The sequence below is a fragment of the Agrococcus carbonis genome (assembly GCF_900104705.1).
Lineage (GTDB): Bacteria > Actinomycetota > Actinomycetes > Actinomycetales > Microbacteriaceae > Agrococcus > Agrococcus carbonis.
The window spans coordinates 1661943-1683071 of record NZ_LT629734.1 but is presented as its reverse complement, the minus strand read 5'-3'; the positions used below and the strand labels follow the sequence as shown (position 1 = coordinate 1683071).

Below are 21129 nucleotides of genomic sequence, written 5' to 3'. Positions count from 1 at the left end.
GACTACTCGGTGACGGCCGACAGGTTCGGCAGGAAGGTGACGAGGTCCGGGAAGAGCAGCAGGATCGCGATCACCACGAACTCGGCGAGCACCATCGGCAGCACGGCGCGGAACACGCCCTCGGGCGTGATGTCCTTGCGCAGCCCCGAGGCGACGAACACGTTGATGCCGAAGGGGGGCGTCACGAGGCCGATCTCGATCGCCTTCACCACGAGGATGCAGTACCAGACGCCGTCGACGCCCATGGTGTCGAGGATGGGCCAGAGCAGCGGGATGACGATGACCATGATCGAGATCGAGTCGAGGAAGCACCCCAGGATGAGCATCATGACGAGCGAGATGATCACGACGACCATCGGCGAGAGGTCTGAGGACGTGATCGTGCGCACCAGCTGGTTCGGCAGCCCGGTCTTCACGAGGAAGTAGGCGAAGATGGCGCCGCCGGCGAGCAGCGCGAAGATCATCGCGCTGAGCCCGCCCGCGTCGATCACCGCGTCCTTCACATCGGTCCACGTGCGCCGCCAGCCCTTCGGGACGACGCGGATGAAGAGGATGGCGAGCGCCACGAACGCCGCGACCGCGCCAGACTCCGTCGCCGTGAACAGGCCCGCGTACATGCCGCCGATGGCGACCAGGAAGATGACGGCGACGTAGAGCGAGCCGACGACGTGCTTGCGCGAGACGGCGGGCGCCTCGAGCTTCGCGGGCTTCGTCAGGAGCGCCGTCGAGCGCGACGCCGCGAGCTGCCGCTCGACGAGGCGCGCGGGGATCGACTCGGTCGCGAATCCCGGGACGGTCAGCTTGCCGCGCTTGTACATGATCATGACCGTGACCGAGTAGACGATGATCGTGATGATCGCGGGGATGACGCACGCGATGAGGAGCTTGCCCACGGACAGGCCGGTCATCGACGCGAACACGACGATGATGATGCTCGGCGGGATGAGCACGCCGAGCGTGCCGCCGAGCGCGACGAGTGCGGCCGCGGAGTTGGGCTTGTAGCCGCGGGAGGTCATCTGGTCGACCGCGATGCGGCCTACGGTCGCGACGGTCGCCGAGCTCGAGCCCGTCACGGCGGCGAAGCCACCGCACGCGACGATCGTGGCGATGCCGAGGCCGCCCGGGAGGCGATGCGTGAGCCGCTCGGAGATCGTGAACAGGTCCTCGGCGAGCCCGGCTTTGCCGGCGAGCACGCCCATGAGCACGAACATCGGGATGATCACGAGCGCGTAGCTCGCCGTCGCGTTGAACGCGTCGGCTCCGACCGCGCTCGCCGCGACATCCATGCCGTCGAGCAGCAGCAGACCGATGCCGCCCGCCGCCGCGAGCGCGACCCAGATGGGCTGCGCCATGAGGATCAGCGCGACGAGGACGGTCAGCGCTCCGACCGTGATGGGGATGACGTCGGCGTTCATGCTTGGTGCCCTTCAGCAAGCTCTTCGGCGAGCGTGTGGTCTTCCTTGTCGAGGAACCGCTCCAAGGAGCTGCGGATGTACTCGAAGACGAAGAGGACGAGGCCGATGGCGAGCGCGACGCGCGCGGGCCAGATCGGCACGTGCGCCAGTCCGAAGCGATACTCACCGGTCTGGAACGACACGAGCGCCGCCTCGACCGAGACGATCGCCATCGTGGCCACCACGACCGCGCCCACGATCGCGCCCACGAGCTCGACCCAACGGCGCACCCGCAGGGGCAGCGCTTGCGTGAGCACCATGGTGTTGACGTGGTAGCCGCGCGCCTGTGCCGCGGCGATCGCCAGGAAGACCGCGATGACGAGCAGGACTTCGCTGTACTCCAGCGTGCCGGGCACGCCCCGCCCTGACAGCTTGCGCATCGCCACATCGGCGACGGTCAGGAGCATCAGCAGGATCACGATCCCGCCGGCCACCGTTCCCAGTGGCAGCGTCACCCATCGGGTGAAGCGCTCGAGCGCTGCTCGCATCGCGTTCACCTCTCAGCTCAGTCTCGGTCGGCGCATGCCGCCATGCCATCGACGTAGTCGGCACTGCCCTCGGACGACTCCACGAGCGAGAGGTACTCGTCGTAGAAGGCCTGGCCGTCGGGGCCCGCCGCCTGGAGCCACGAGTCGAACGCGGTCTCGCCGACCGCGTCGGCCCACTCCTGCGTTTCGCTCTCGTCCCAGATCGTCACCGAGCCGCCGGCCTCGAGGATGAGGTCGCACGCCTCGGTGTCGAACTCCTGCAGCACCGACAGGTACTCGTCGTTCATGTCGAGCATGACCTCGTCGAGCACAGATTGCTGGTCGGCCGAGAGCGAGTCGTAGGTCGACTGGTTGATGAAAACGTTGGTGAGCGAGTAGATGCCTGCGCCCGGGTCGGCGACGTGGGGCACGAGCTCCTGCAGGCTCGTCGAGGGCACCGTGCCGAGGTTGAGGGACGTGACGCCGTCGATGAGACCGCGCTGCGCCGACTCGTAGACCTCGGGCAGCGCGAGCGCGACGGGATTGCCCCCCGCCGCCTGCACCGCGTTCCCCATGAGGCTCGTCGCGCGCAGCGACTTGCCGGCGATCCAGTCGTAGCCGGAGGGCGCGTCGCGACCGAGCATGATGACGGGCGTGACCGCCTGCACGTTGAGCATGTGGAGACCGAGGTCGTTCCACTCGGCCTGGTAGGCCTCGTTGGAGCTGTACAGCTCCATGAACGCATCCTGCACACCGGCGACGTCGCTCGTGACGAACGGGAGCGTCATGATCTGCGTGAGCGGGAGCTCGGCCGGGCTGTAGTTCGGCGTCGTGAGCCCCATGTCGGCGCGCCCCTGCGCGACGCCGGAGAGCACGTCGGGCCCGCCGAGCAGCGCGCCCTCCCAGTAGACCTCGATCGTGAGGTCGCCCTCGCTACGCTGCTCGAGCTCATCGACGGCCCACTGGAGCGCCGCACCGTAGGGGGTCTCCGGACCGAGGTAGGTCGCGAGCTGCAGCTGGCGAGCCTCGCCGTCGCCCTGCGGCGCGGCGGACGAGCCGCCGGGGCCGCCGCTCGAGCACGCCGCCATCGAGATCGCGAGCATGCCGGCCGCGGCCACGGCCGCCGCCCTCTTGAAGTTCTTCACGATCGCTCCTTTGCGTCGTTCTGCCCGCCGATCGCGGGCCCCCGTTGTGCTTGGGGATGCTTCATGCTTCCAGGCTGATTGATGCGAGTCCAATACTCAATGCATGTCGCATCGATAGCGCAGAAGAATCAGATGTGGCGGCCCCCGCCGATCTCGATCACGGCGCCGGTCACGTAGCTCGAGAGCTCGCTCGCAAGGAAGAGCACGACGCCCGCGACCTCGGACGGCTCGCCGAAGCGGCCGAGCGGCACCTCCGAGAGTCGCTGCTCGCGGATGCGATCGGGCATGGCTTCGGTCATGGGTGTCGCGATGATGCCCGGCTGGATGGCGTTGACACGCACCCCGGCGTGTCCGACCTCCTTGGCCGCGGCCTTGGTGAGCCCGACCACGCCGGCCTTCGCCGCGGAATAGTTCGTCTGGCCGATGTTGCCGACCTTGCCGGAGATGGACGAGACGTTGATGATCGAGCCGCCGCCCGACTCGCGCATGATGCCGGCGGCCGTCCTGGTGCCCAGCCACGCGCCGCGCAAGTGGACGTCGATGACGGCGTCGAAGTCCTCGATCGCCATCTTCCGCATCGTGGCGTCGCGGGTGAAGCCGGCGTTGTTGACCCACACGTCGAGGGCGCCGTACACGTCGACGGCCGAGCGCGCCGCCGCGGCGACGTCATCCGGATCGGAGGCACCCGCGCGCACGGTCGTCACACGCTCGCCCGCGCCGAGTGCTGCGGTCGCCCGCTCGAGGGCCTCAGGGGAGACGTCGGTGAGCACGACGTTCGCGCCTTCGTCGAGCAGGCGACGAGCCATCGCGAGCCCGAGTCCACCGGCTCCGCCCGTGATGACGGCGGTCTTCCGATCGACGAGTGGCATGAGGTGCTCCTTGGGGGTCGAGCGCGATCAGAGGATCGCGCGGGCGTTGGCGAGCGAGGCGACGCCGCCGGTTACGTGCATGGGCTGGGCGACGAGCAGGAAGCTGTCGCGCCGCGAGTCGCGGCACGCAGCCACGAGCTCGTCCAGCCGCCACAGCTCGCCGATCGCGAGACCCAGCAACGGGATGAGGATGCGGTGCAGCATCCCGGTGTGGCTCGAGCGCTCGAGGGCGCCCAGCCGCTCGGCCTCGACGGGCAGCGCCATCGGATCCGCCGGCCACGCCTCGAGCGCGAGGTTGTCGGACGCGACGAGCGCGATGCGGTGATCCCACAGCCACGCCGCGGTGCGCTCCTCGGCGAGGAGGCCGGGCGAGGTGACGCGGGCGGGCCGCTGCTCGGCAGGCAGCGCGAGGAAGCGCTCGAGCCACCCGAAGTTGATGAGCAGGATGTCGCCGGGCTCGAGCTCCGTGCCCTGCCAGCGCAGCGCGCGGTCGAGCTCGTCGACGTCCACCCGCGCCGGCTCCTCGAGGTCGAACGCCGCGCCGCGCGCGGCGCGGAACGCCGCGAGGTCGAGCAGCACACCGCGCCCGACGACGCCGTGCTCGGCGAAGCGCTGCACCCCGAGGTCGGGCGTGCCGGCCACGAGCCGCTCGCCGGGCACCCCGTTGTAGAAGCCGCGATCGGGGTGGCCGAAGTGGCGCAGCCCGTCGATCTGCGACGACGCCTGCGGGAAGAACGCGTCGAGCCGGTCGTCTCGGTGGAACTCGTTGAGGCCGAAGACCTCGTGCCGGACGGCGCCGCGATGCGCGATGAGCGGCGGCGAGAAGGCGTCGAGCGGCAGATTGAGGCTGAACGATCGCCCCGAGCGCACGAGCGCCGCCGCGGCCGCCGCCCGCTCGGGTGTCAGGTGATTGAGCGTGCCGAGCTCGTCATGCTCGCCGAAGAGCCCCCACGCCGTGCCGCGCACGGGCTCGGGACGCTCCTGCAGCGCCGCGTAGTCCGGCAGCGGGTCGGTCGCCATCGTGGCTCCTCCTCAAGCAGCGGCGCCGCGTCCGCGCGGTGCGGACGCGGCGCCGTGATGGTCGGGATCAGGCCTGGTCGTCCATGACCTGGTGGATCTCGATCATGTTGCCGGCGGGGTCGGTGAAGAAGATCTGGTACCAGCCCTTGACCGACCAGATGCCCCAGTCGTCGAACGGGATGTCATTGGCGCGCAGTTGCTCCATGACCTCCTGGATGTTGTCGGTGCGGAAGGCGAAGTGCCCGCCGATGAGCGGGTTGACCGTGTGGCCCTCCTTGAGCGCGAGGTAGGGCTGGCGCCGCGTCGCGTGGATCTGGAGGTTCTCAGGGTCGCCGGCGGAGAAGAACGTCGCGCCGTCCTCCCACTCCGCGTCCCCGTCCGACTCACCCGACGACGTCGTCGCGATCATCGCCGGTGAGGGGATCTGCTCGAGGCCGAGGGCCTTCGAGTAGAACTCGTTGAGTGCGTGCATGTCCTCCGACGTGACGTTCACGTGGTGGAGTCGGATCTGAGCCATGGTGGATCTGTCCCTTCGTCGCCTCGAGTGTTGCGGACGGCCTCGCATCGAGTCCAATACTCAATCACTCGCCGATTGATTAGGTTTCGCTATGACTGGGCGGGCGTCGCGAACCGATCGAAGTCGACGCGGCGCGGCGTCGCGTAGACCTCGCGCACGACGTCGAGCACCGCGCGCAGCGCTGCGGACGAGTTCATCGAGCGCCACGCGATCGCGGCGTCCAGCGTCGGCAGGGCGTCGGAGAGCCGGCGGTACACGATGTCCTCCTGCCGTGCGTGCATGCAGGAGGTCAGCGTCAGCGTTACCCCGACGCCCGCGGCGACGAGCGCGAGGATCGTGTAGGAGTCCGGAGCCGACTGCACGACCGTCGGCGCGAAGCCCTCGTTGAGGCAGACCTGCTGCGTGATGGCGTGCAACGACGAGCCGGAGTCAGCGGGGAAGGTGATGAACGGCTCCTGCGCGAGGTCGCGCAGCGCCACCGTCTCCTGCGCTGCGAGCGGGTGGCCGAGGGGCATCGCGACGATGAGCTCCTCCTCCTCGACGACCTGGTGCTCGATGCCCGGAGCCCCGATCGGCAGGCGCACGAAGCCGAGGTCGAGCGATCCATCGGCGATCTTCGCGAGCGCCGCGTTCGCGTACAGCTGGCCCCGCATGTCGAGCTCGAGGTTCGGATGCGCGCGGCGCACGGCGCGCGCGAGCACGGGCAGCGCCGCCTCGCTCGAGGCTCCTGCGAACCCGATCGTGACCCGGCCGTACTCGCCGCGGCCACCGGCGCGGGCTGCGCGCTCGGCGTCCTCGACGCCGCTGAGCACGGCGCGCGCCGGCTCGAGGAACGCCTCGCCCGCCGACGTCAGGCTCACCGATCGCGTGTTGCGCTCGAAGAGCCGCACGCCCAGGTGCGTCTCGAGCTGCCGGATCTGCTGGCTGAGCGGCGGCTGCGCGATGTGCAGACGCTCGGCGGCCCGGCCGAAGTGCAGCTCCTCGGCGACCGCGATGAACGCCCGGATGTGTCGAAGCTCCATCGCTCCCCCTCTATCGATCTCGTAAGGATCATAATCCATCTCGGATTCAGTATTGGACGTTCACCAATCCGAACGGCCATGCTCACAGCAGCGGCCCTCGACGCGGAGAGAGCAGGACGATCCATGAACGCGCCCCTCAGCACCCACAGCGTGGACAAGACGATGTCGTTGCACGATGCCATCGCCCGGTTCGTGCGGCCAGGATCGACGCTGTGCATCGAGGGCTTCACGCATGCGATCCCGGTCGCCGCAGGCCACGAGATCATCCGGCAGGGCATCAAGGGCCTCACGCTCGTGCGGATCACCGCCGACATCATCGTCGACCAGATGCTCGCCGCCGGCTGCATCGACACCCTCGTGTCATCGTTCGTCGGCAACTCGTCCGCCGGCTCACTCGGGGAGGTGCGGCGTCGCATCGAGCGCGGCGAGCCCAAGCCGCTCGAGTACGTCGAGTACTCACACTACGGGATGGTGTGCCGCTACCTCGCCGGCGCCCAGCGCCTCCCCTTCTACCCTGTGCAGTCCTACTTCGGCAGCGACCTGCCCGCGATCAACGACGAGCTGCGCACCGTGACGTCCCCGTATCCGCTGCCCGACGGCAGCTCGCAGGAGATCTACGTCGTGCCGCCCATCAACCCCGACGTCACGATCGTCCACGCGCAACGCGCCGATCGCTCGGGGAACGTGCAGATGTGGGGCCTCACGGGCGTGCAGGCCGAGGCGGTCTTCGCCGCGGAGCACGCCATCGTGACGGTCGAGGAGATCGTCGACGACGACGTCGTCCGCTCGGACCCGAACCGCACGATCATCCCCGCGCACGCCGTGAGCGCCGTGGTGCAAGTGCCCATGGGCGCGCACCCCTCGTTCGCCCAGGGCTACTACGACCGCGACAACGAGTTCTACCGCGCGTGGTCGGCGATCAGCGCCGATCGCGAGCGCCTCGCTGCGTGGCTCGACGAATGGGTGCACGCGCTGCCCGACCACGCGGCCTATGTCGAGCGGCTCGGCGCGGACACCCGCGAGCGCCTGCGCGTCGCCCCGGCGCTCAGCCAGCCCGTCGACTACGGAACGAGGATCCTGCGATGAGCCTGCAGACCACCGCGCCCACGGCATCCGTCGAGGAGGTCATGACCGTCACCGCCGCGCGCGCGCTCGCCGGCAAGCACCGCGTGTTCGCGGGCATCGGCCTGCCGACGCTCGCCGCCTCGCTCGCGCAGGAGACGACCGCTCCCGGCATCGAGGTCGTCTACGAGTCGGGGGTCTGCGGCGCGCATCCGACCGAGCTGCCTGCGACGATCGCCGACTCCGTGCTCATCACGGGATCCGAGGCCGTCCTCACGATGCCAGCGCTGTTCGGCTACGTGCTGCAGGCCGGCCGCATCGACGTCGGCTTCCTCGGCGCGGCGCAGATCGATCGGTTCGGCAACCTGAACTCGTCGGTGATCGGCGACTGGCACCGGCCGCACAAGCGCCTGCCCGGCAGCGGCGGCGCTCACGAAGTGCTCGCGAACTCCCGCGAGGTGTTCGTCGTGATGCGTCGCCACACGCCCCAGGCGTTCGTGGAGCGGCCCGACTTCATCACTTCGGCGAGCCCGGATCGCGCCGCCGAGGCGGGCGGACGCCCCATCGGCCTAGGCGTGACGCGCGTCTTCACCGGCCTCGGCACACTCGCTCGCTCCGGGCCGGGCGAGCCGCTGCGGCTCGTCGAGATCCATCGCGGGGTGACGATCGACGAGGTCGTCGCCGCGACCGGTTGGGAGCTCGAGGTCGCCGACGACGTGCATACCATCGAGCAGCCATCGGCCGAGGAGCTGCGGCTGCTGCGCGACGAGATCGACCCCAAGCGCGTCTACCTGCGCTGAGCGTCGGCGCAGCGCTGCGCCGAGAGAGGAGGCACGCGTGCGTGCTGTGTACAAGTCCGGTCCTGTCGAGGGCTTCGACTACCGCGACGATGCCCCCGCGCGCGGCCCGGTGCCAGCCGGGCACGTGCGCATCGCGGTCGCTGCGGCTTCGGTGTGCGGCACCGACAACGCGATCCACAAGTTCTCGCCCGCAGCCCAGGCGTTCAACCTGCGCCTGCCGGTGATCGTCGGCCACGAGGGCTCGGGCACCGTGGTCGAGGTCGGGCCGGGCGTCAATGCGCTCGCGGTGGGCGACCGGGTCGCGATGGACTCGCACATCCCGTGCCTTCAGTGCTACCAGTGCAGCATCGGCAGCCCGCACATCTGCGAGAACATGCTGCTGCTCGGGCTCCACGTCGACGGCCTGTTCGCCGAGGAGGCGATCGTGCCGGTCTCGGCGACCTTCAAGCTGCCAGGCGACTTCCCCCTCGACGAGGCGGCGCTGCTCGAGCCCGCGGGCGTCGCGATGCACGGGTTGCAGGAACTCGGGCGCTCGGTGCTCGGCAAGCGCGTGCTCGTGGTCGGCGGTGGTCCGGTCGGCCTCTTCGCTGCCGAGCTCTCCCGCATCGGCGGGGCCGCCAAGGTCGTCGTCGTCGAGCCGAACGCATTCCGCCGCGAGTTCGCCGAGTCGCTCGGCGTCTCGACCCTCGCCCCGGGCGAGGGGGTCGCGGATGCGCTGCGTGCGATGAGCGCGGATCGCGGAGGCTTCGACGTCGCCTTCGAAGCGTCCGGGCACCCCTCAGGTCTCGTCACGATCCTCGATGCGCTGCGCGTGGGCGGCGCGGTCGTGACGCTCGGATTCTCCTCGACGCCACATCCGCTCGACGTCTCCGAGCACCTCAACCGCAAGGCGATCACGATGAAGGGCAGCTTCGGCCGCCTCCTGTGGCAGACGTGGGACGACATCAGCGTGCTGATCGCCGAGGGCCGCCTCGAGCTCGGCAAGTTCATCACGCACCGAGTCGGCCTCTCGCAGATCGACGAGGCGATCGCGCTGCTGACGCAGGACTCGTGCAAGGTGCTCGTGGTGCCGGAGCTCGACGCCTGACCGGACGCAGGAGCGGGGCGGCCGTCGGCCGCCCCGCTCCTGTCGTGCTCGCCTCAGGCGAAGGCCGAGATCCCCGTGACCTCGCGGCCCACGATGAGCGCCTGCATCGAGTCGGTGCCCTCATAGGTGTGCACGACCTCCATGTCGAGCAGGTGGCGGGCGACGTGCCGCTCGAGCAGCAGTCCGTTGCCGCCGAGCATGTCGCGGGCCTCGCGGCAGACCTCGCGCGCCTTCTGCCCCGTGTGCAGCTTGACGATCGACGCCTGCGCGTTGCTCAGCCGCCCCTCGTCGGCGAGCTTCGAGGCGCGCCAGACCATCAGGCGCATGGCTGTGAGCTCCGCGAGCATGGTCGCGAGCTTCTGCTGCACGAGCTGATAGGAGGCAATGGGCTTGCCGAACTGCTCGCGCTCCATCGCGTAGTCGCGGGCGATCTCGTAGGCGGCGATCGCGTGGCCGACCGCCTCCCACGCGACGGTGGGCCGGCTGGTCGACAGCAGTGCCGAGACATCGCGGAACGACTCGGCGCGCTCGAGCCGGTTCTCGACCGGAACGCGCACGTCGGTGAGCGTGATGTGGGCCTGCCAGACCGCGCGCTTCGCGATCTTGCCGGTGATGACCTGGGCGTCGTACCCGTCCGGGTAGCCACCTGCCGCGTCCTTCTCGACGACGAACCCCTTCACCCTCGCGTCGGCCACGTCGCGCGCCCAGATGATGACGACGTCGGCGACGTTGCCGAGCCCGATCCAGCGCTTCGCGCCGTTGAGCACGAAGTGGTCGCCGACGCGCTCGGCGCGCGTCTCGAGTCCGACCGAGTCGGAGCCGTGCGCGGGCTCGGTCAAGCCGAACGCGCCGAGCCGATCGAGCGACACGAGCCCCGGGAGCCACCGATCCTTCTGCTCGTCGGAGCCGAAGCGGTCGATCGTCCCGATCGCCAGGCTCGACTGCACCGCGTTGATCGTGTTGACCGAGCCGTCGCCTCGCGAGAGCTCCTGGGCGACGATGCCCGCGCCCACCCGGCTGAGGCCTGGCGCGCCATGACCCCGCACGGTGGTGCCGACGACGCCGAGCTCGGCGAGCTTCGGCAGCAGCTCGAGAGGCATCTCGGCGCGCTCCCAGTAGCCATTGATGATCGGCGTCACCTCAGCGTCGACGAACGTGCGGACGCGCTGCTGGAGCTCGCGCTCCTCGTTGGTGAAGAGGGCGGACACGTCGTAGAAGTCGCTCGTCTCGGGTACCTGCATGGCCAGATGGTGACACCCCGATTACGCATGAGTCCAATACCAATCAGGTGTTGGTTCATTCGTTCGACGTTCTTATTCTGACGTCAGGCGCCGAGCGGCGCCGGAGGAGGCTGGCATGCACACGATCACCTCGCTCGGCGACGCCGAGCGGCTCGTCGGCTCGACGCTCGGCATGAGCGACTGGCTCGAGCTCGACCAGGCCCGCATCGACGCGTTCGCCGAGGCGACCGGCGACCAACAGTGGCTGCACACCGATCCGCAGCGTGCCGCCGCCGGACCCTTCGGCACCACGGTCGCGCACGGGTTCCTGCTGCTCTCGCTGCTCCCGTTGCTCTCAGCCTCCGCGGTGCACATCACGGGCTTCGCATCCGTCATCAACTACGGTCTCGAGCAGGTGCGCTTCCCCGCGCCGGCCCCGAATGGCTCGCGTGTGCGCGACATCGTCGCCCTCGCGGCGGCGCGCGCCACGAAGGGCGGCGTGCTGCTCACCGTCGATCACACGCTCGAGGTCGAGGGTCGTGAGAAACCCGCGTGCGTCGCGCGGCAACTGCGCGTGCTGCTCTGATCTCGATATCACTGCCTGCCCGATCCAGTATTGGACGCTCTGGATCCAGTTGCATACGGTCGAGCAATACCGGAACGAAGGAGCGACGGATGTCGGCACACGGCCAGCGGCACATCGGTGTCATCGGCGCGGGAGCGATGGGCCTGCCGATCGCCGCGCGCCTGCATGCATCCGGGGCGCGCGTGCTCGTCGCCGATCCCTTCCCCGCCGCGCTCGAGCGCGTGCGCGACGCGGGCATGACCGGGACCGCGGATCCCGCGGACGCTGCGGCCTGCGAGCTCGTCGTCGTCATGGTCGCCGCGCCCGCCCAGCTGCTGAGCCTGCTCGAGGCGGGCCCGTTCGAGCAAGGCAGCGCGGTGCGCACGGCCGTCGTCACCGCGACCGTCGGACCGCTCGCGATCCGCGAGTTCGCCGAGCGGCTCGCCGAGCGCGGCATCGACGTGCTCGACGCTCCCGTCACCGGCGGCGTCGCGGGCGCCCGCGACGGCACCCTGACGCTCATGGGCGCGGGCGGCGAGGCCGCCATCGCTCACGCGACGAGCGCGCTCGCACCCGTCGGCAGCGTGCGCGCGGTCGGCACACGGCCGGGCGACGGCCAATCGGTCAAGCTCGTCAACAACCTCCTGTCGTCGGTGCACGCGGTGGCGGCGAGCGAGGCGCTGCGCTTCGCCCGCGCCCTCGACCTCGACCCGATGGCGATCCACCCGCTGCTCACGAGCGGCGCAGCGAACTCGTGGATGGTCGGCGACCGCTACCCGCGCATGGCCCAGCCGCGCGACGAGCGGGAGTTCAACACCGCGACAGCCATCTTCGCCAAGGACACCTCGCTCATCGGCGACACCGCGCAAGCCCTCGGCACGGCAGTGCCGATGCTCGAGCTCGCGCGCCACGTCTTCCAGCAGGCCGTGCAGCTCGGCTGGGAGCGCGAGGACGACTCGTGCATCGCCGACCTCCCGACGTCGGCCACCGCGGCCGCGACCCTCTGAACCCAGCACACGAAGGAACCCCATGCGCCAGTCCTCCCGCCGCATCGCCGCAGCGCTCGCCGCTGCTGCCGTCGCCTCCACCGCCGTCGCCTGCTCGGGCGCGAGCGCGGAGCCGAGCGCCGAGCAGCAGGTGACCCTGCAGTTCGCGAGCTACCTCGGCCCGCTGATGGCGGAGTCGCAGGCCCTCCAGTGGGCGTTCGATGAGATCAACGAGCGGTCGGACGGCAGCGTCACGATCGACCCGGTCTGGGAGGGCGGCATGCTCGCCGGCCCCGACATCCTGAGCGGTGTCTCCCAGGGCCGCGCCGACGCCGGCTTCCTCACCATGCTCTACAACCCGGCAGAGCTCCGCATCTCGCAGCTGGGCACCGTGCCGTTCTTCACTGAGGACCGCGGCGCCGCCGGGGCCGCGTTCGAGGGGCTGTACGAGTCGAACGACGCGTTCCGCGCCGAGTGGGATGCGACGGGTGTCGTGCCGATGTACTTCACCGGCAACCCCATCGCCGTCATGGGCACCACCGACCCCGCCGAGCGCGTCGCCGACATCGAGAACGTGTCGATCCGCGCCGCCGCGTACTCGGCGAACGCCCTCGAGATCGCGGGCGCGAACGCCGTCTCGCTCGCATCGCCCGAGATCTACGAGTCGATGCAGCGCGGCGTCATCGACGGCTGGACGAGCCAGATCTTCGACATGGTGCCGGTGCAGAGCCTGCAGGAGGTCACGAACCACATCGTCGAGCCCGGCATCGGCGTCTACACGATCAACGCGTTCATCATCGGCGACCGCGCCTGGTCGCAGCTGAGCGCCGAGCAGCAGGCGATCATCGACGAGGTCGCGGCCGAGGTGCCCGGCAAGCTCGACGAGATCCTGGCGGGCGTCGAGGATGCGGCGTGCGACGCGACCCTCGAGGCCGGCGTCGACGTGTCGATCTGGGACGACGCGGCGAAGGCCGAGTGGCGCGACATGATCGGCGACGACATCCTCGACGAGTGGCGCACGACCGTCGAGGCGAGCGGCGCCGATGCGGATGCCATCCTGACGCAGTACGAGTCGCTGCTCGAGGAGCACGCCACCGAGCAGACCTCCGGCGTCGAGCGCTGCGCAGCGCGCGGCTAGCGGCGACCGCGGACCGGAGGGCCACCATGCGCATCGAATCCATCGAGACCATCCCCTATGCGATCGACTACGCGCGACCCCTCCGGTTCGCTTCCGGCGAGGTGCTCGTCGCCGACCATGTGCTGGTCCGCGTGACGACGAGCGACGGCGTCGTCGGCATCGCCGACGCGCCCCCGCGGCCGTACACCTACGGGGAGACGCAGGCCTCGATCGTCGCGACGATCCGCGACCGCTTCGCACCCGCGATCGTGGGCCTGGACGTCTCGGACCGGGACCGCATCCGCTCAATCATGCGGCGCACCGTGCACAACGACGTCGCGAAGGGCGCGATCGACATCGCCGTTTGGGACGCCTACGCCAAGACCCTCGGCGTCGGCGTCAGCAGCCTGCTCGGCGGCTGGAGCGACCGCGTCCCGGTCGCGCACATGCTGGGCTTCTGCACCCCCGACGAGGGCGTCGCCGAGGCGGAGGAGCTGCGCGAGCGGCACGGCATCGCGGCCTTCAAGGTGAAGGTCGGCCGGCAGCCGATCGAGCAGGATCTCGCACTCGTCGAGGCGCTCCGCGAGCGGCTGCCCGCCGACACCGTGCTCTACGTCGACGCGAACCGCGGCTGGAGCGCCAATCAGGCGATCGCCGCCCTGCCCCGGCTCGAGGGAGCCGGCGTCATCAGCTTCGAGGAGCCCTGCGACGCGGCCGAGGCGATGGGCAGGCGCCGCCTCGCGCAGCACTCGCGGATCCCCATCGTCGGCGACGAGAGCGTGCCGACGCCCGGCGACGCCGCGCGCGAGCTGCAGTCGGGCGGGTGCCACAGCGTGAGCATCAAGACCGCGCGAGGCGGGTTCACCAACGCCACCCAGGTGCTCGGGCTCGCGGACGGCCTCGGCGTCGACGTCTTCATGGGCAACCAGATCGACACGCAGCTCGGCACGGCCGCGACGCTCGCCTTCGCCGCCTCGCACGAGGCGACCGCGGCACGGCCCGCGGAGCTCTCGAACTACCTCGACATGGCCGACGACCTCATCGCCGAGCCGCTCGAGATCGTCGAGGGCCGGATGCGGGTGCCCTCAGGTCCCGGAGTCGGCGTCGTGATCGATGAGGAGAAGCTGGACCGCTACCGAGTCGATCGGTGACGCCGGCGCCCTGCCGCTCGCCGCATCCGCGCCCCGACTCCCGCGGCATCGCCGCGGCGGTCGTGACGAACCTCATCTGGGGCGCGTTCCCGATCTACTTCTCGCTGCTGCTGCCGGCCGGAGCAGGCGAGATCGTCGCCGCCCGCATCGTGCTCTCGTTCGCGATGCTCGTGCTCCTCGCGACGATCGCCCGCCGCTGGCGGCGGATCGCGGAGGCCGCCCGCAGCCCGCGCACGCTGCTGCTGCTCGCGGGGGCCGGCGCGGTCGTCGCGCTCAACTGGCTGCTGTACGTGACCGCGATCGAGGTGGGTCGCGTGCTCGAGGCATCGCTCGCCTACTTCATCACGCCGATCATCAGCGCGCTGCTGGGCAGCGTGCTGCTGCGCGAGCGGGCCTCGCGGCTGTTCTGGGTCAGCGTCGGCATCGCGGGCGGAGGCGTGCTCGTGCTCATCGCCGGATATGGGCAGACACCGTGGATCGGCCTCGCGATGTCCGTGACGTTCGCGATCTACGGGCTCCTCAAGCGGCTCGTGGGACCCCGAGTGGCGCCCGTCGACGGCCTCGTGCTCGAGACGGGCGCCGTCGCCCCCTTCGCGATCGCGTTCGGCTTCCACCTCGCCGCGTCGGGACAACTCATCACCGGCAGCGCGGGCAGCGCGCACGCGCTGCTCATGCTCGGGCTCGCGGTCGTCTCGCTCGCCCCGTTCATCACCTTCGGGATAGCCGCAGCCCGACTGCAGCTGACGCGCCTCGGCTTCATCGGCTACATCACGCCCATGCTCGTCTTCGTCGCCGGCCTGACGTACTTCGGCGAGGACATGCCGCTGTTCCGCTGGATCGGGTTCGGCGTCACGTGGATTGCGCTCGCGGTGTTCGCGGTCGACACGTGGCGCGGCACGCGCCGACGCTGACCGCCGGCGCGCGCCGCCGCTCACGCCTCGATGTTCTCCAGGCACACCGCGAGCCCCTGCCCGACGCCGATGCAGATCGCGGCGACTCCGTAGCGCACGCGCTCAGCGCGCATGCGCGCGGCGAGTGTGCCCAGGATGCGGACACCGGAGGCGCCGAGCGGGTGCCCGATCGCGATGGCGCCGCCCCAGGCGTTCACGATCTCCGGATCGACCGGCCAGTCGCGCACGCACGCGAGCGCTTGCGCAGCGAACGCCTCGTTCAGCTCGACCGCGCCGACCTGATCCCACCCGATGCCGGCTCGCTCGATCGCCGCGTTCGCGGCCGCGACGGGCGCATGGCCGAAGAACTGCGGCTCGTTCGCGGCCGCGCCACGCCCGACGATGCGAGCGAGCGGATCGCGGCCGAGGAGCGCCGCCGCTGCTTCGCTGCCGATGAAGCCCGCGCTCGCGCCATCCGACATCGGGCTCGCGTTGCCCGCGGTGACCGTGCCGCCGGCAGCCGGCGTGCGGAACACGGTACGCAGCGCGCCGAGCGTCTCGACCGAGACGCCGTCGCGGACGGTCTCGTCGCGCGCGAGCTCGACGCCAGGGACGCCGACGACGAGGTCGTCGTAGTGCCCCGCGGCCCACGCGGCGGCCGCGCGCTGCTGGGAGCCCGCCGCGAAGGCATCCTGCTCCTCGCGCGTGATGCCGTGCCGCTCGCGCAACTGCTCGGTCGCCTCACCGAGGCTCACCGTCCATTCCGCCGGCATCGACGGGTTGACGAGCCGCCAGCCGAGAGTCGTCGACGCGAGCGCGGCGTCGCCGATGGGGTACGCCCGCTCCGGCTTCGGCAGCACCCAGGGCGCGCGGCTCATCGACTCGGCACCGCCCACGAGCATCAGCTCTGCCTCGCCGAGCTCGACTTGCCGGGAGGCGATGATCGCCGCGTCGAGCGAGGAGCCGCACAGACGGTTGACGGTCGTACCGGGGATGGAGACCGGCAGGCCTGCGAGGAGCGACGCCATGCGCGCGAGGTTGCGATTGTCCTCCCCCGCGCCGTTGGCGTTGCCGAGCACGACCTCACCGACCCGCTCGACGTCGAGCTGCGGGCTGCGGTCGACGAGTGCGCGCACGACGTGCGCCGCGAGGTCGTCGGGGCGCTGCGCCGCGAGGGCGCCGCCGATCTTGCCGAAGGGCGTACGGACGGTGTCGTAGATGAAGGCTCCAGGCATGGCGATTCCTCTCCTGTGCGTCCTGCTGACGCGTGCATCTATTGTCACAATGGATCAATCGCTGTGCGGGACGAGCTGGGTATCGCGGCGATACCGCGCCGCTCGGCACGCTGTGCGCCTAGCCTGAAGGGATGCCGACGCCCGACCCCGCCGCCCTCGCCCGCGCCGAGGGGCTCATCGCGCGCACCCCCGACTTCCCGGTGCCGGGCGTGCTCTTCCGCGACATCGCACCGGTGCTCGCCGACGCCGATGCGCTCCGCACCGTCACCGGCGCGCTCGCGGCGCCGTTCGAGGGCGCGTTCGACCTGGTCGCGGGCGTCGAGGCGCGCGGCTTCCTGCTCGCCGGCGCCGTGGCGATCGCCGCCGGCACGGGCGCCCTGCCCATCCGGAAGGCCGGCAAGACGCCGCGGCCCACCGCATCCGTCGACTACGCCCTCGAGTACGGCGTCGCGACGATCGAGGCGGCCGGCGACCTCACCGGCCGCCGCGTGCTGCTCGTCGACGACGTGCTCGCGACCGGCGGCACGCTGCGCGCAGCGACACAGCTCATCGAGCGGCTCGGCGGCGCCGTGGCCGGCGTCGCAGTCGTGCTCGAGCTGACCGAGCTCGGCGGGCGGGCCGCCGTGCCCGCCGCGCACGCGGTCTTCACCGCCTGACCCTCGAGCGCACCGGAGGCACCCGATGGACCGACGCATCCCCACCTTCGCGCAGCTGCGCGAGACCTTCACCCTTCGGCCCCTCGAGAACCCGGCGGCGATGCGCCTCGCCCGGGCGCAGACGATCGCCGAGCTGCGCGCGATCGCGAAGCGGCGCACGCCCAAGGGGCCCTTCGACTACACCGACGGCGCTGCCGAGAGCGAGCTCGGCATCGCCCGCGCTCGGCAGGCGTTCGAGGACATCGAGCTGCACCCGAGCGTGCTGCGCGATGTGACGGATGTGTCCACCGGGTGGGACGTGCTCGGCGCGCACTCCAGGTGGCCGCTCACGATCGCGCCGACCGGCTTCACGCGCTTGATGCACGCCGACGGCGAGCCCGCCGGGGCGCGGGCCGCGGCCGCGTACGGCATCCCCTTCACCCTCTCGACGATGGGCACGACGTCGATCGAGGCGGTGCGGGCGGCGGCGCCGGATGCGCGGCTGTGGATGCAGCTCTACGTCATGCGGCAGCGCGAGCACTCGATGGCGCTCGTCGAGCGCGCCGCCGCCGCGGGCTACGACACGCTCATGGTGACGGTCGACACGCCCGTCGCGGGCGCCCGGCATCGCGACCAGCGCAACGGCATGGCCTTCCCGCCGGCGCTCACGCTCGCGACGTTCCTCGACGCGGCGCCCAAGGTCGAGTGGTGGTGGAACCTGCTCACGACCGAACCGCTGACCTTCGCCTCGATGTCGCGCTTCGACGGCGCGGTCGGCGAGATGATCGACGCGATGTTCGACCCCTCGCTCGACTACGGGGCGCTCGCCGAGGTGCGCGCCGCGTGGCCCGGGAGGTTCGTCGTCAAGGGCGTGCAGTCGCTCGACGACGCGAAGCGGCTCGCCGACCTCGGCGTCGACGCGATCACGTTGTCGAACCACGGCGGGCGGCAGCTCGACCGCGCGCCCGTGCCGTTCCTGCTGCTGCCGGAGGTCGCGCGCGAGGTGGGCAAGGATCTGGAGATCCACCTCGACACGGGCATCATGTCGGGCACCGACATCGTCGCGGCGGTCGCGCTCGGCGCGCGCACCACCATGGTCGGCCGCGCCTACCTCTACGGGCTCATGGCCGGCGGCCGGGCCGGCGTCAACCGCGCGCTCGCGATCCTGACGGGCGAGATCCAGCGCACGATGCGGCTGCTCGGCGTCGCCTCGCTCGAGGAGCTCGGGCCGCAGCACGTCACGCAGCTCGAGCGGCTGCGGCCGCGCCGCTGACGCCGGCGCAGCCGCCGGGCCAGCCATCGCGAGCGGTGCGGTCCCGCCCGAGGGGTGCGGGCACGCCGGTACCGGTCGGGCGCACCCGCACCGGTCACGCGAACACGCCTACCCCGCGTGCGGCGCAGCCTCCGCGTGCTCGCCGCGGTGCAGCGGCATGCCGCGGCGCTCGCCCGCGACGATGTCGGCGACGTGCGCGCGGAACGACGGGCACGTCGCAACATCGTGCGCCCGGCACTCGAGCGCGTGCAGCGCCATCGCCCGCGACCGCTCGAGCGCCGCGATCGACGCGTCGATGTCGGCGAGGTGGGCGTCGAGCACGCGGTGCCGCTCGCGGGAGGCACCGTCGAGCATCGCCCGCACCTGCTCGAGCGACATCCCCGCCGCCTTGCTCGCGAGGATCGTCGCGACCCGGTACGCGTCCGCCTCGCCGTAGCGCCGACGCCCGCCTGCGTCCCGCACCGGCGCGAGCAGCCCCTCCGACTCCCAGTGGCGCAGCACGTGGGTCGCGAGCTCGAATCGCTCGGCGAGCTCGCCGATCGTCCACTGCGCGAGAACGGCACTTGACTTCATGTCGACATGAAGTCACACCCTGGTCTCCACCGCAACACCTCCACCGCACTGCACCACCCCACCCAGGAGCCCATATGCACCCCTACGACGTCATCGTCATCGGCGGCGGCCCCGCCGGCCTGCAGGCCGCCCTCACCCTCGGTCGCATGCGCCGCCGCGTCGCGCTCATCGACGGCGGCAGCTACCGCAACGACCCTGCGCACGCGATGCAGAACCTCATCGGGCACGACGGCCACCCGCCGGCCGAGCTGCGCGCCGCCGCCCGCGCCGAGCTCGCGCGCTACGCGACCGTCGAGGTCGTCGAGGCGCGCGTCGCCGACCTCGCGGGCGAGGCGGATGCGTTCCGCGTCGCCCTCGAGGACGGCCGGGCACCGGAGGCGCGCACCGTCCTGACCGCCCGCCGCCTCCTGCTCGCGACCGGCGCCGCCGACGCGCTCCCCGACATCCCGGGCGTCGCCGAGCTCTTCGGCGACCGCATCGCCCACTGCCCGTACTGCCACGGCTTCGAGCTCGCCGACGGCCCGATCGCCTTCCTCGGGCTCGGCCCGCACACCCCCGCGCAAGCGGCGCTCGTCGCACGGCTCGCCACGCGCCGGCTGGTGCTGCTCGACGGCGCCGACGCGCCCGCCGAGGTGCGCGAGCAGCTCGATCGGATGGGCGTCGAGGTCGTGCCTGAGCGCGTGCTTGCCGTGCGGGCGCACGCTGACGGGCTCGAGGTCGCGCTCGACCGCGGCCAAGACGACGCGGAAGCGGATGCGCTCGTGCTCACGGGCATGTTCGTCGCGCCGGGGTGGTCGCAGGCCGCGCCCTTCGCCGAGCAGCTCGGCCTCGAGCGCGCACCGACCGGTGCGACCCTCGTCGACTCGATGGGCCGCACGAGCCTCGACGGGGTCGCGGCGGCGGGCGATGCCGCACAGCCTCGCTCGATGCCCGGGCCGATGAGTTCGGTCGCATCGTCGATCGCCTCGGGGCAGGTCGCTGCGGCGACGCTCGACCGCGAGCTCGCCATGCTCGACGCCGGGATCCCGCTGCCCGTGTGAGCGCGGGCGCGGCAGCCTGCATCCGTGCCCGCCTGCCCCCGCATCCGTGCCCGACTCCCCGCGCATCCGTGCCCGCCTGCCTGTCGGGGCATCCGCCCCTGCGTCGTCGCCGACGGCCCGCGCCGCGAGCCCGGGGAATACCCGCACGGCCCGGGCGTTGACCCGAGTACACGTCGTTTCGAATTTTAAGGAGTGAGAACGATGGCACGATTCGAGAACAAGGTCGCACTGGTCACCGGTGGCGGTTCGGGCATCGGGGAGGCGATCGCGAAGCGCCTGGCATCCGAGGGCGCGAAGGTCGTCATCACCGACATCAAGCTCGAGTCAGCGCAGCGCGTGGCCGACGAGATCACCGCCGCGGGCGGCACCGCGGCGCCGATCGAGGCGAACTCCGCGAAGGCCGAGGACGCCAAGAAGGTCGTCGACTTCGCCAAGGAGACCTACGGCGCGCTGCACTACGCCGTCAACAACGCCGGCATCGGCGGCGCTCCCCACCGCACTGCCGAGGTGCCCGTCGAGGAGTGGGACGCGGTCGTCGCGCTCAACCTCAACGGCGTCATGTACGGCATGCGCGAGCAGATCACCGCGATGCTCGATGCGCCGAAGGAGTCGGCGATCGTCAACATCGCCTCGATCCACGGCATGGTCGCGGCGCCCAACAACAGCGCCTACACCGCCACGAAGCACGGCGTCGTCGGCCTGACGAAGAACGCCGCCGTCGAGTACGGCCCCGAGGGCCTGCGCATCAACGCGGTCGGCCCCGGCTACATCCTCACCCCGCTCGTGCAGCAGCACCTCGACCAGGAGGCGCGCGACGCGATGGCCGCCAAGCAGGCGCTCGGCCGCCTGGGCGAGCCGGAGGAGGTCGCGGCGGTCGTCGCGTTCCTGCTCTCGGACGACGCGTCGTTCGTCACGGGCAGCTACCTCATCGCCGACGGCGGCTACACGGCCGTCTGACGCCACGCATCCCGGGCCCGTCGCGCACTGCCGCGGCGGGCCCG

22 protein-coding genes are annotated in these 21129 nt (G+C 71.2%); 12 read left to right on the top strand and 10 right to left on the bottom strand.

The features are described from left to right. Positions 1 to 2: 2 nt before the first annotated feature. The 7 genes from BLT67_RS08150 to BLT67_RS08120 all read right to left on the bottom strand — a co-directional run bounded on the left by BLT67_RS08150 (position 3) and on the right by BLT67_RS08120 (position 6494). Positions 3 to 1415, bottom strand: a complete 1413-nt coding sequence (locus BLT67_RS08150) for a TRAP transporter large permease (RefSeq protein ID WP_092666558.1) — start codon at positions 1413 to 1415, stop codon at positions 3 to 5. Beyond that, positions 1412 to 1942, bottom strand: coding sequence for a TRAP transporter small permease (locus BLT67_RS08145; RefSeq protein ID WP_157674279.1), 531 nt, complete (start codon positions 1940 to 1942; stop codon positions 1412 to 1414). Before BLT67_RS08145 ends, BLT67_RS08150 begins: the two co-directional genes overlap by 4 nt. A gap of 17 nt (positions 1943 to 1959) precedes the next feature. Further along, positions 1960 to 3066, bottom strand: a complete 1107-nt coding sequence (gene dctP / locus BLT67_RS08140; protein WP_092666556.1) for a TRAP transporter substrate-binding protein DctP — start codon at positions 3064 to 3066, stop codon at positions 1960 to 1962. A 128-nt stretch (positions 3067 to 3194) separates the two neighbouring features. Further along, a complete protein-coding gene (gene fabG / locus BLT67_RS08135) occupies positions 3195 to 3935 on the bottom strand; it encodes a 3-oxoacyl-ACP reductase FabG (protein WP_092666555.1) in 741 nt (246 codons plus the stop codon). A gap of 27 nt (positions 3936 to 3962) precedes the next feature. Next, on the bottom strand, positions 3963 to 4955 hold the full coding sequence (locus BLT67_RS08130; RefSeq protein ID WP_092666554.1) for a cyclase family protein: 993 nt from the start codon (positions 4953 to 4955) through the stop codon (positions 3963 to 3965). A 67-nt stretch (positions 4956 to 5022) separates the two neighbouring features. Further along, positions 5023 to 5472 carry a VOC family protein gene (locus tag BLT67_RS08125; RefSeq protein WP_092666553.1) on the bottom strand — a complete coding sequence of 150 codons (450 nt, stop codon included), beginning with the start codon at positions 5470 to 5472 and terminating at the stop codon, positions 5023 to 5025. A gap of 89 nt (positions 5473 to 5561) precedes the next feature. Next, positions 5562 to 6494: a LysR substrate-binding domain-containing protein gene (locus BLT67_RS08120; RefSeq protein WP_092666552.1), complete on the bottom strand. Its 933-nt coding sequence runs from the start codon at positions 6492 to 6494 to the stop codon at positions 5562 to 5564. 123 nt (positions 6495 to 6617) lie between these two features. Here BLT67_RS08120 and BLT67_RS08115 point away from each other — a divergent pair, with 123 nt between their 5' ends. From BLT67_RS08115 to BLT67_RS08105, 3 genes are read left to right on the top strand one after another with little or no spacing between them, the layout of a single operon-like run. After that, positions 6618 to 7580, top strand: a complete 963-nt coding sequence (locus tag BLT67_RS08115) for a CoA transferase subunit A (RefSeq protein WP_197674409.1) — start codon at positions 6618 to 6620, stop codon at positions 7578 to 7580. Then, entirely contained in the window at positions 7577 to 8356 is a 780-nt protein-coding gene (locus BLT67_RS08110) for a CoA-transferase subunit beta (protein ID WP_092666551.1), read from the top strand. The genes BLT67_RS08115 and BLT67_RS08110 overlap by 4 nt, the downstream gene beginning before the upstream one ends. Before the next feature lie 37 nt (positions 8357 to 8393). After that, positions 8394 to 9443 carry a zinc-dependent alcohol dehydrogenase gene (locus tag BLT67_RS08105; protein WP_092666550.1) on the top strand — a complete coding sequence of 350 codons (1050 nt, stop codon included), beginning with the start codon at positions 8394 to 8396 and terminating at the stop codon, positions 9441 to 9443. Positions 9444 to 9496: 53 nt separating this feature from the next. On the opposite strand, the gene BLT67_RS08100 is transcribed toward BLT67_RS08105, so the two are convergent. Beyond that, on the bottom strand, positions 9497 to 10684 hold the full coding sequence (locus BLT67_RS08100; RefSeq protein WP_092666549.1) for an acyl-CoA dehydrogenase family protein: 1188 nt from the start codon (positions 10682 to 10684) through the stop codon (positions 9497 to 9499). 115 nt (positions 10685 to 10799) lie between these two features. Here BLT67_RS08100 and BLT67_RS08095 point away from each other — a divergent pair, with 115 nt between their 5' ends. The 5 genes from BLT67_RS08095 (at position 10800) to rarD (ending at position 15393) form a co-directional block, all read left to right on the top strand. Continuing rightward, the gene (locus tag BLT67_RS08095; protein WP_092666548.1) at positions 10800 to 11249 is read left to right on the top strand and encodes a MaoC family dehydratase; all 450 of its coding nucleotides are present in this window, start codon (positions 10800 to 10802) and stop codon (positions 11247 to 11249) included. A gap of 89 nt (positions 11250 to 11338) precedes the next feature. Further along, positions 11339 to 12235: an NAD(P)-dependent oxidoreductase gene (locus BLT67_RS08090; RefSeq protein WP_092666547.1), complete on the top strand. Its 897-nt coding sequence runs from the start codon at positions 11339 to 11341 to the stop codon at positions 12233 to 12235. 22 nt (positions 12236 to 12257) lie between these two features. Continuing rightward, entirely contained in the window at positions 12258 to 13352 is a 1095-nt protein-coding gene (gene dctP, locus BLT67_RS08085; protein WP_092666546.1) for a TRAP transporter substrate-binding protein DctP, read from the top strand. 26 nt (positions 13353 to 13378) lie between these two features. Next, a complete protein-coding gene (locus tag BLT67_RS08080) occupies positions 13379 to 14482 on the top strand; it encodes a mandelate racemase/muconate lactonizing enzyme family protein (RefSeq protein WP_092666545.1) in 1104 nt (367 codons plus the stop codon). Beyond that, entirely contained in the window at positions 14479 to 15393 is a 915-nt protein-coding gene (gene rarD / locus BLT67_RS08075) for an EamA family transporter RarD (RefSeq protein ID WP_092666544.1), read from the top strand. The genes BLT67_RS08080 and rarD overlap by 4 nt, the downstream gene beginning before the upstream one ends. Positions 15394 to 15413: 20 nt before the next feature. On the opposite strand, the gene BLT67_RS08070 is transcribed toward rarD, so the two are convergent. Next, positions 15414 to 16607: a thiolase family protein gene (locus BLT67_RS08070; RefSeq protein WP_092666543.1), complete on the bottom strand. Its 1194-nt coding sequence runs from the start codon at positions 16605 to 16607 to the stop codon at positions 15414 to 15416. 131 nt (positions 16608 to 16738) lie between these two features. Here BLT67_RS08070 and BLT67_RS08065 point away from each other — a divergent pair, with 131 nt between their 5' ends. After that, the gene (locus tag BLT67_RS08065; protein ID WP_092666542.1) at positions 16739 to 17263 is read left to right on the top strand and encodes an adenine phosphoribosyltransferase; all 525 of its coding nucleotides are present in this window, start codon (positions 16739 to 16741) and stop codon (positions 17261 to 17263) included. Between the two features lie 25 nt (positions 17264 to 17288). After that, a complete protein-coding gene (locus tag BLT67_RS08060) occupies positions 17289 to 18515 on the top strand; it encodes an alpha-hydroxy acid oxidase (protein WP_092666541.1) in 1227 nt (408 codons plus the stop codon). Positions 18516 to 18623: 108 nt separating this feature from the next. Here the strand turns inward: BLT67_RS08060 and BLT67_RS08055 are convergent, their stop codons facing one another. Next, on the bottom strand, positions 18624 to 19088 hold the full coding sequence (locus tag BLT67_RS08055; RefSeq protein ID WP_092666540.1) for a MerR family transcriptional regulator: 465 nt from the start codon (positions 19086 to 19088) through the stop codon (positions 18624 to 18626). A gap of 74 nt (positions 19089 to 19162) precedes the next feature. On the opposite strand from BLT67_RS08055, the gene BLT67_RS08050 reads away from it, so the two are divergent. Beyond that, complete coding sequence (locus BLT67_RS08050) at positions 19163 to 20128, top strand: NAD(P)/FAD-dependent oxidoreductase (protein WP_092666539.1); 966 nt, start codon at positions 19163 to 19165, stop codon at positions 20126 to 20128. Between the two features lie 201 nt (positions 20129 to 20329). Further along, on the top strand, positions 20330 to 21085 hold the full coding sequence (locus BLT67_RS08045; RefSeq protein ID WP_092666538.1) for an SDR family NAD(P)-dependent oxidoreductase: 756 nt from the start codon (positions 20330 to 20332) through the stop codon (positions 21083 to 21085). Positions 21086 to 21129: the final 44 nt, after the last annotated feature.

Coding starts and splice junctions, on each gene's coding strand:
- BLT67_RS08150 (WP_092666558.1), bottom strand. CDS start 1,415: ATGAACGCCGACGTCATCCCCATCACGGTCGGAGCGCTGACCGTCCTC.
- BLT67_RS08145 (WP_157674279.1), bottom strand. CDS start 1,942: ATGCGAGCAGCGCTCGAGCGCTTCACCCGATGGGTGACGCTGCCACTG.
- fabG (WP_092666555.1), bottom strand. CDS start 3,935: ATGCCACTCGTCGATCGGAAGACCGCCGTCATCACGGGCGGAGCCGGT.
- BLT67_RS08130 (WP_092666554.1), bottom strand. CDS start 4,955: ATGGCGACCGACCCGCTGCCGGACTACGCGGCGCTGCAGGAGCGTCCC.
- BLT67_RS08125 (WP_092666553.1), bottom strand. CDS start 5,472: ATGGCTCAGATCCGACTCCACCACGTGAACGTCACGTCGGAGGACATG.
- BLT67_RS08120 (WP_092666552.1), bottom strand. CDS start 6,494: ATGGAGCTTCGACACATCCGGGCGTTCATCGCGGTCGCCGAGGAGCTG.
- BLT67_RS08115 (WP_197674409.1), top strand. CDS start 6,618: ATGAACGCGCCCCTCAGCACCCACAGCGTGGACAAGACGATGTCGTTG.
- BLT67_RS08110 (WP_092666551.1), top strand. CDS start 7,577: ATGAGCCTGCAGACCACCGCGCCCACGGCATCCGTCGAGGAGGTCATG.
- BLT67_RS08100 (WP_092666549.1), bottom strand. CDS start 10,684: ATGCAGGTACCCGAGACGAGCGACTTCTACGACGTGTCCGCCCTCTTC.
- BLT67_RS08095 (WP_092666548.1), top strand. CDS start 10,800: ATGCACACGATCACCTCGCTCGGCGACGCCGAGCGGCTCGTCGGCTCG.
- BLT67_RS08090 (WP_092666547.1), top strand. CDS start 11,339: ATGTCGGCACACGGCCAGCGGCACATCGGTGTCATCGGCGCGGGAGCG.
- dctP (WP_092666546.1), top strand. CDS start 12,258: ATGCGCCAGTCCTCCCGCCGCATCGCCGCAGCGCTCGCCGCTGCTGCC.
- BLT67_RS08080 (WP_092666545.1), top strand. CDS start 13,379: ATGCGCATCGAATCCATCGAGACCATCCCCTATGCGATCGACTACGCG.
- BLT67_RS08070 (WP_092666543.1), bottom strand. CDS start 16,607: ATGCCTGGAGCCTTCATCTACGACACCGTCCGTACGCCCTTCGGCAAG.
- BLT67_RS08065 (WP_092666542.1), top strand. CDS start 16,739: ATGCCGACGCCCGACCCCGCCGCCCTCGCCCGCGCCGAGGGGCTCATC.
- BLT67_RS08060 (WP_092666541.1), top strand. CDS start 17,289: ATGGACCGACGCATCCCCACCTTCGCGCAGCTGCGCGAGACCTTCACC.
- BLT67_RS08055 (WP_092666540.1), bottom strand. CDS start 19,088: ATGAAGTCAAGTGCCGTTCTCGCGCAGTGGACGATCGGCGAGCTCGCC.
- BLT67_RS08050 (WP_092666539.1), top strand. CDS start 19,163: ATGCACCCCTACGACGTCATCGTCATCGGCGGCGGCCCCGCCGGCCTG.
- BLT67_RS08045 (WP_092666538.1), top strand. CDS start 20,330: ATGGCACGATTCGAGAACAAGGTCGCACTGGTCACCGGTGGCGGTTCG.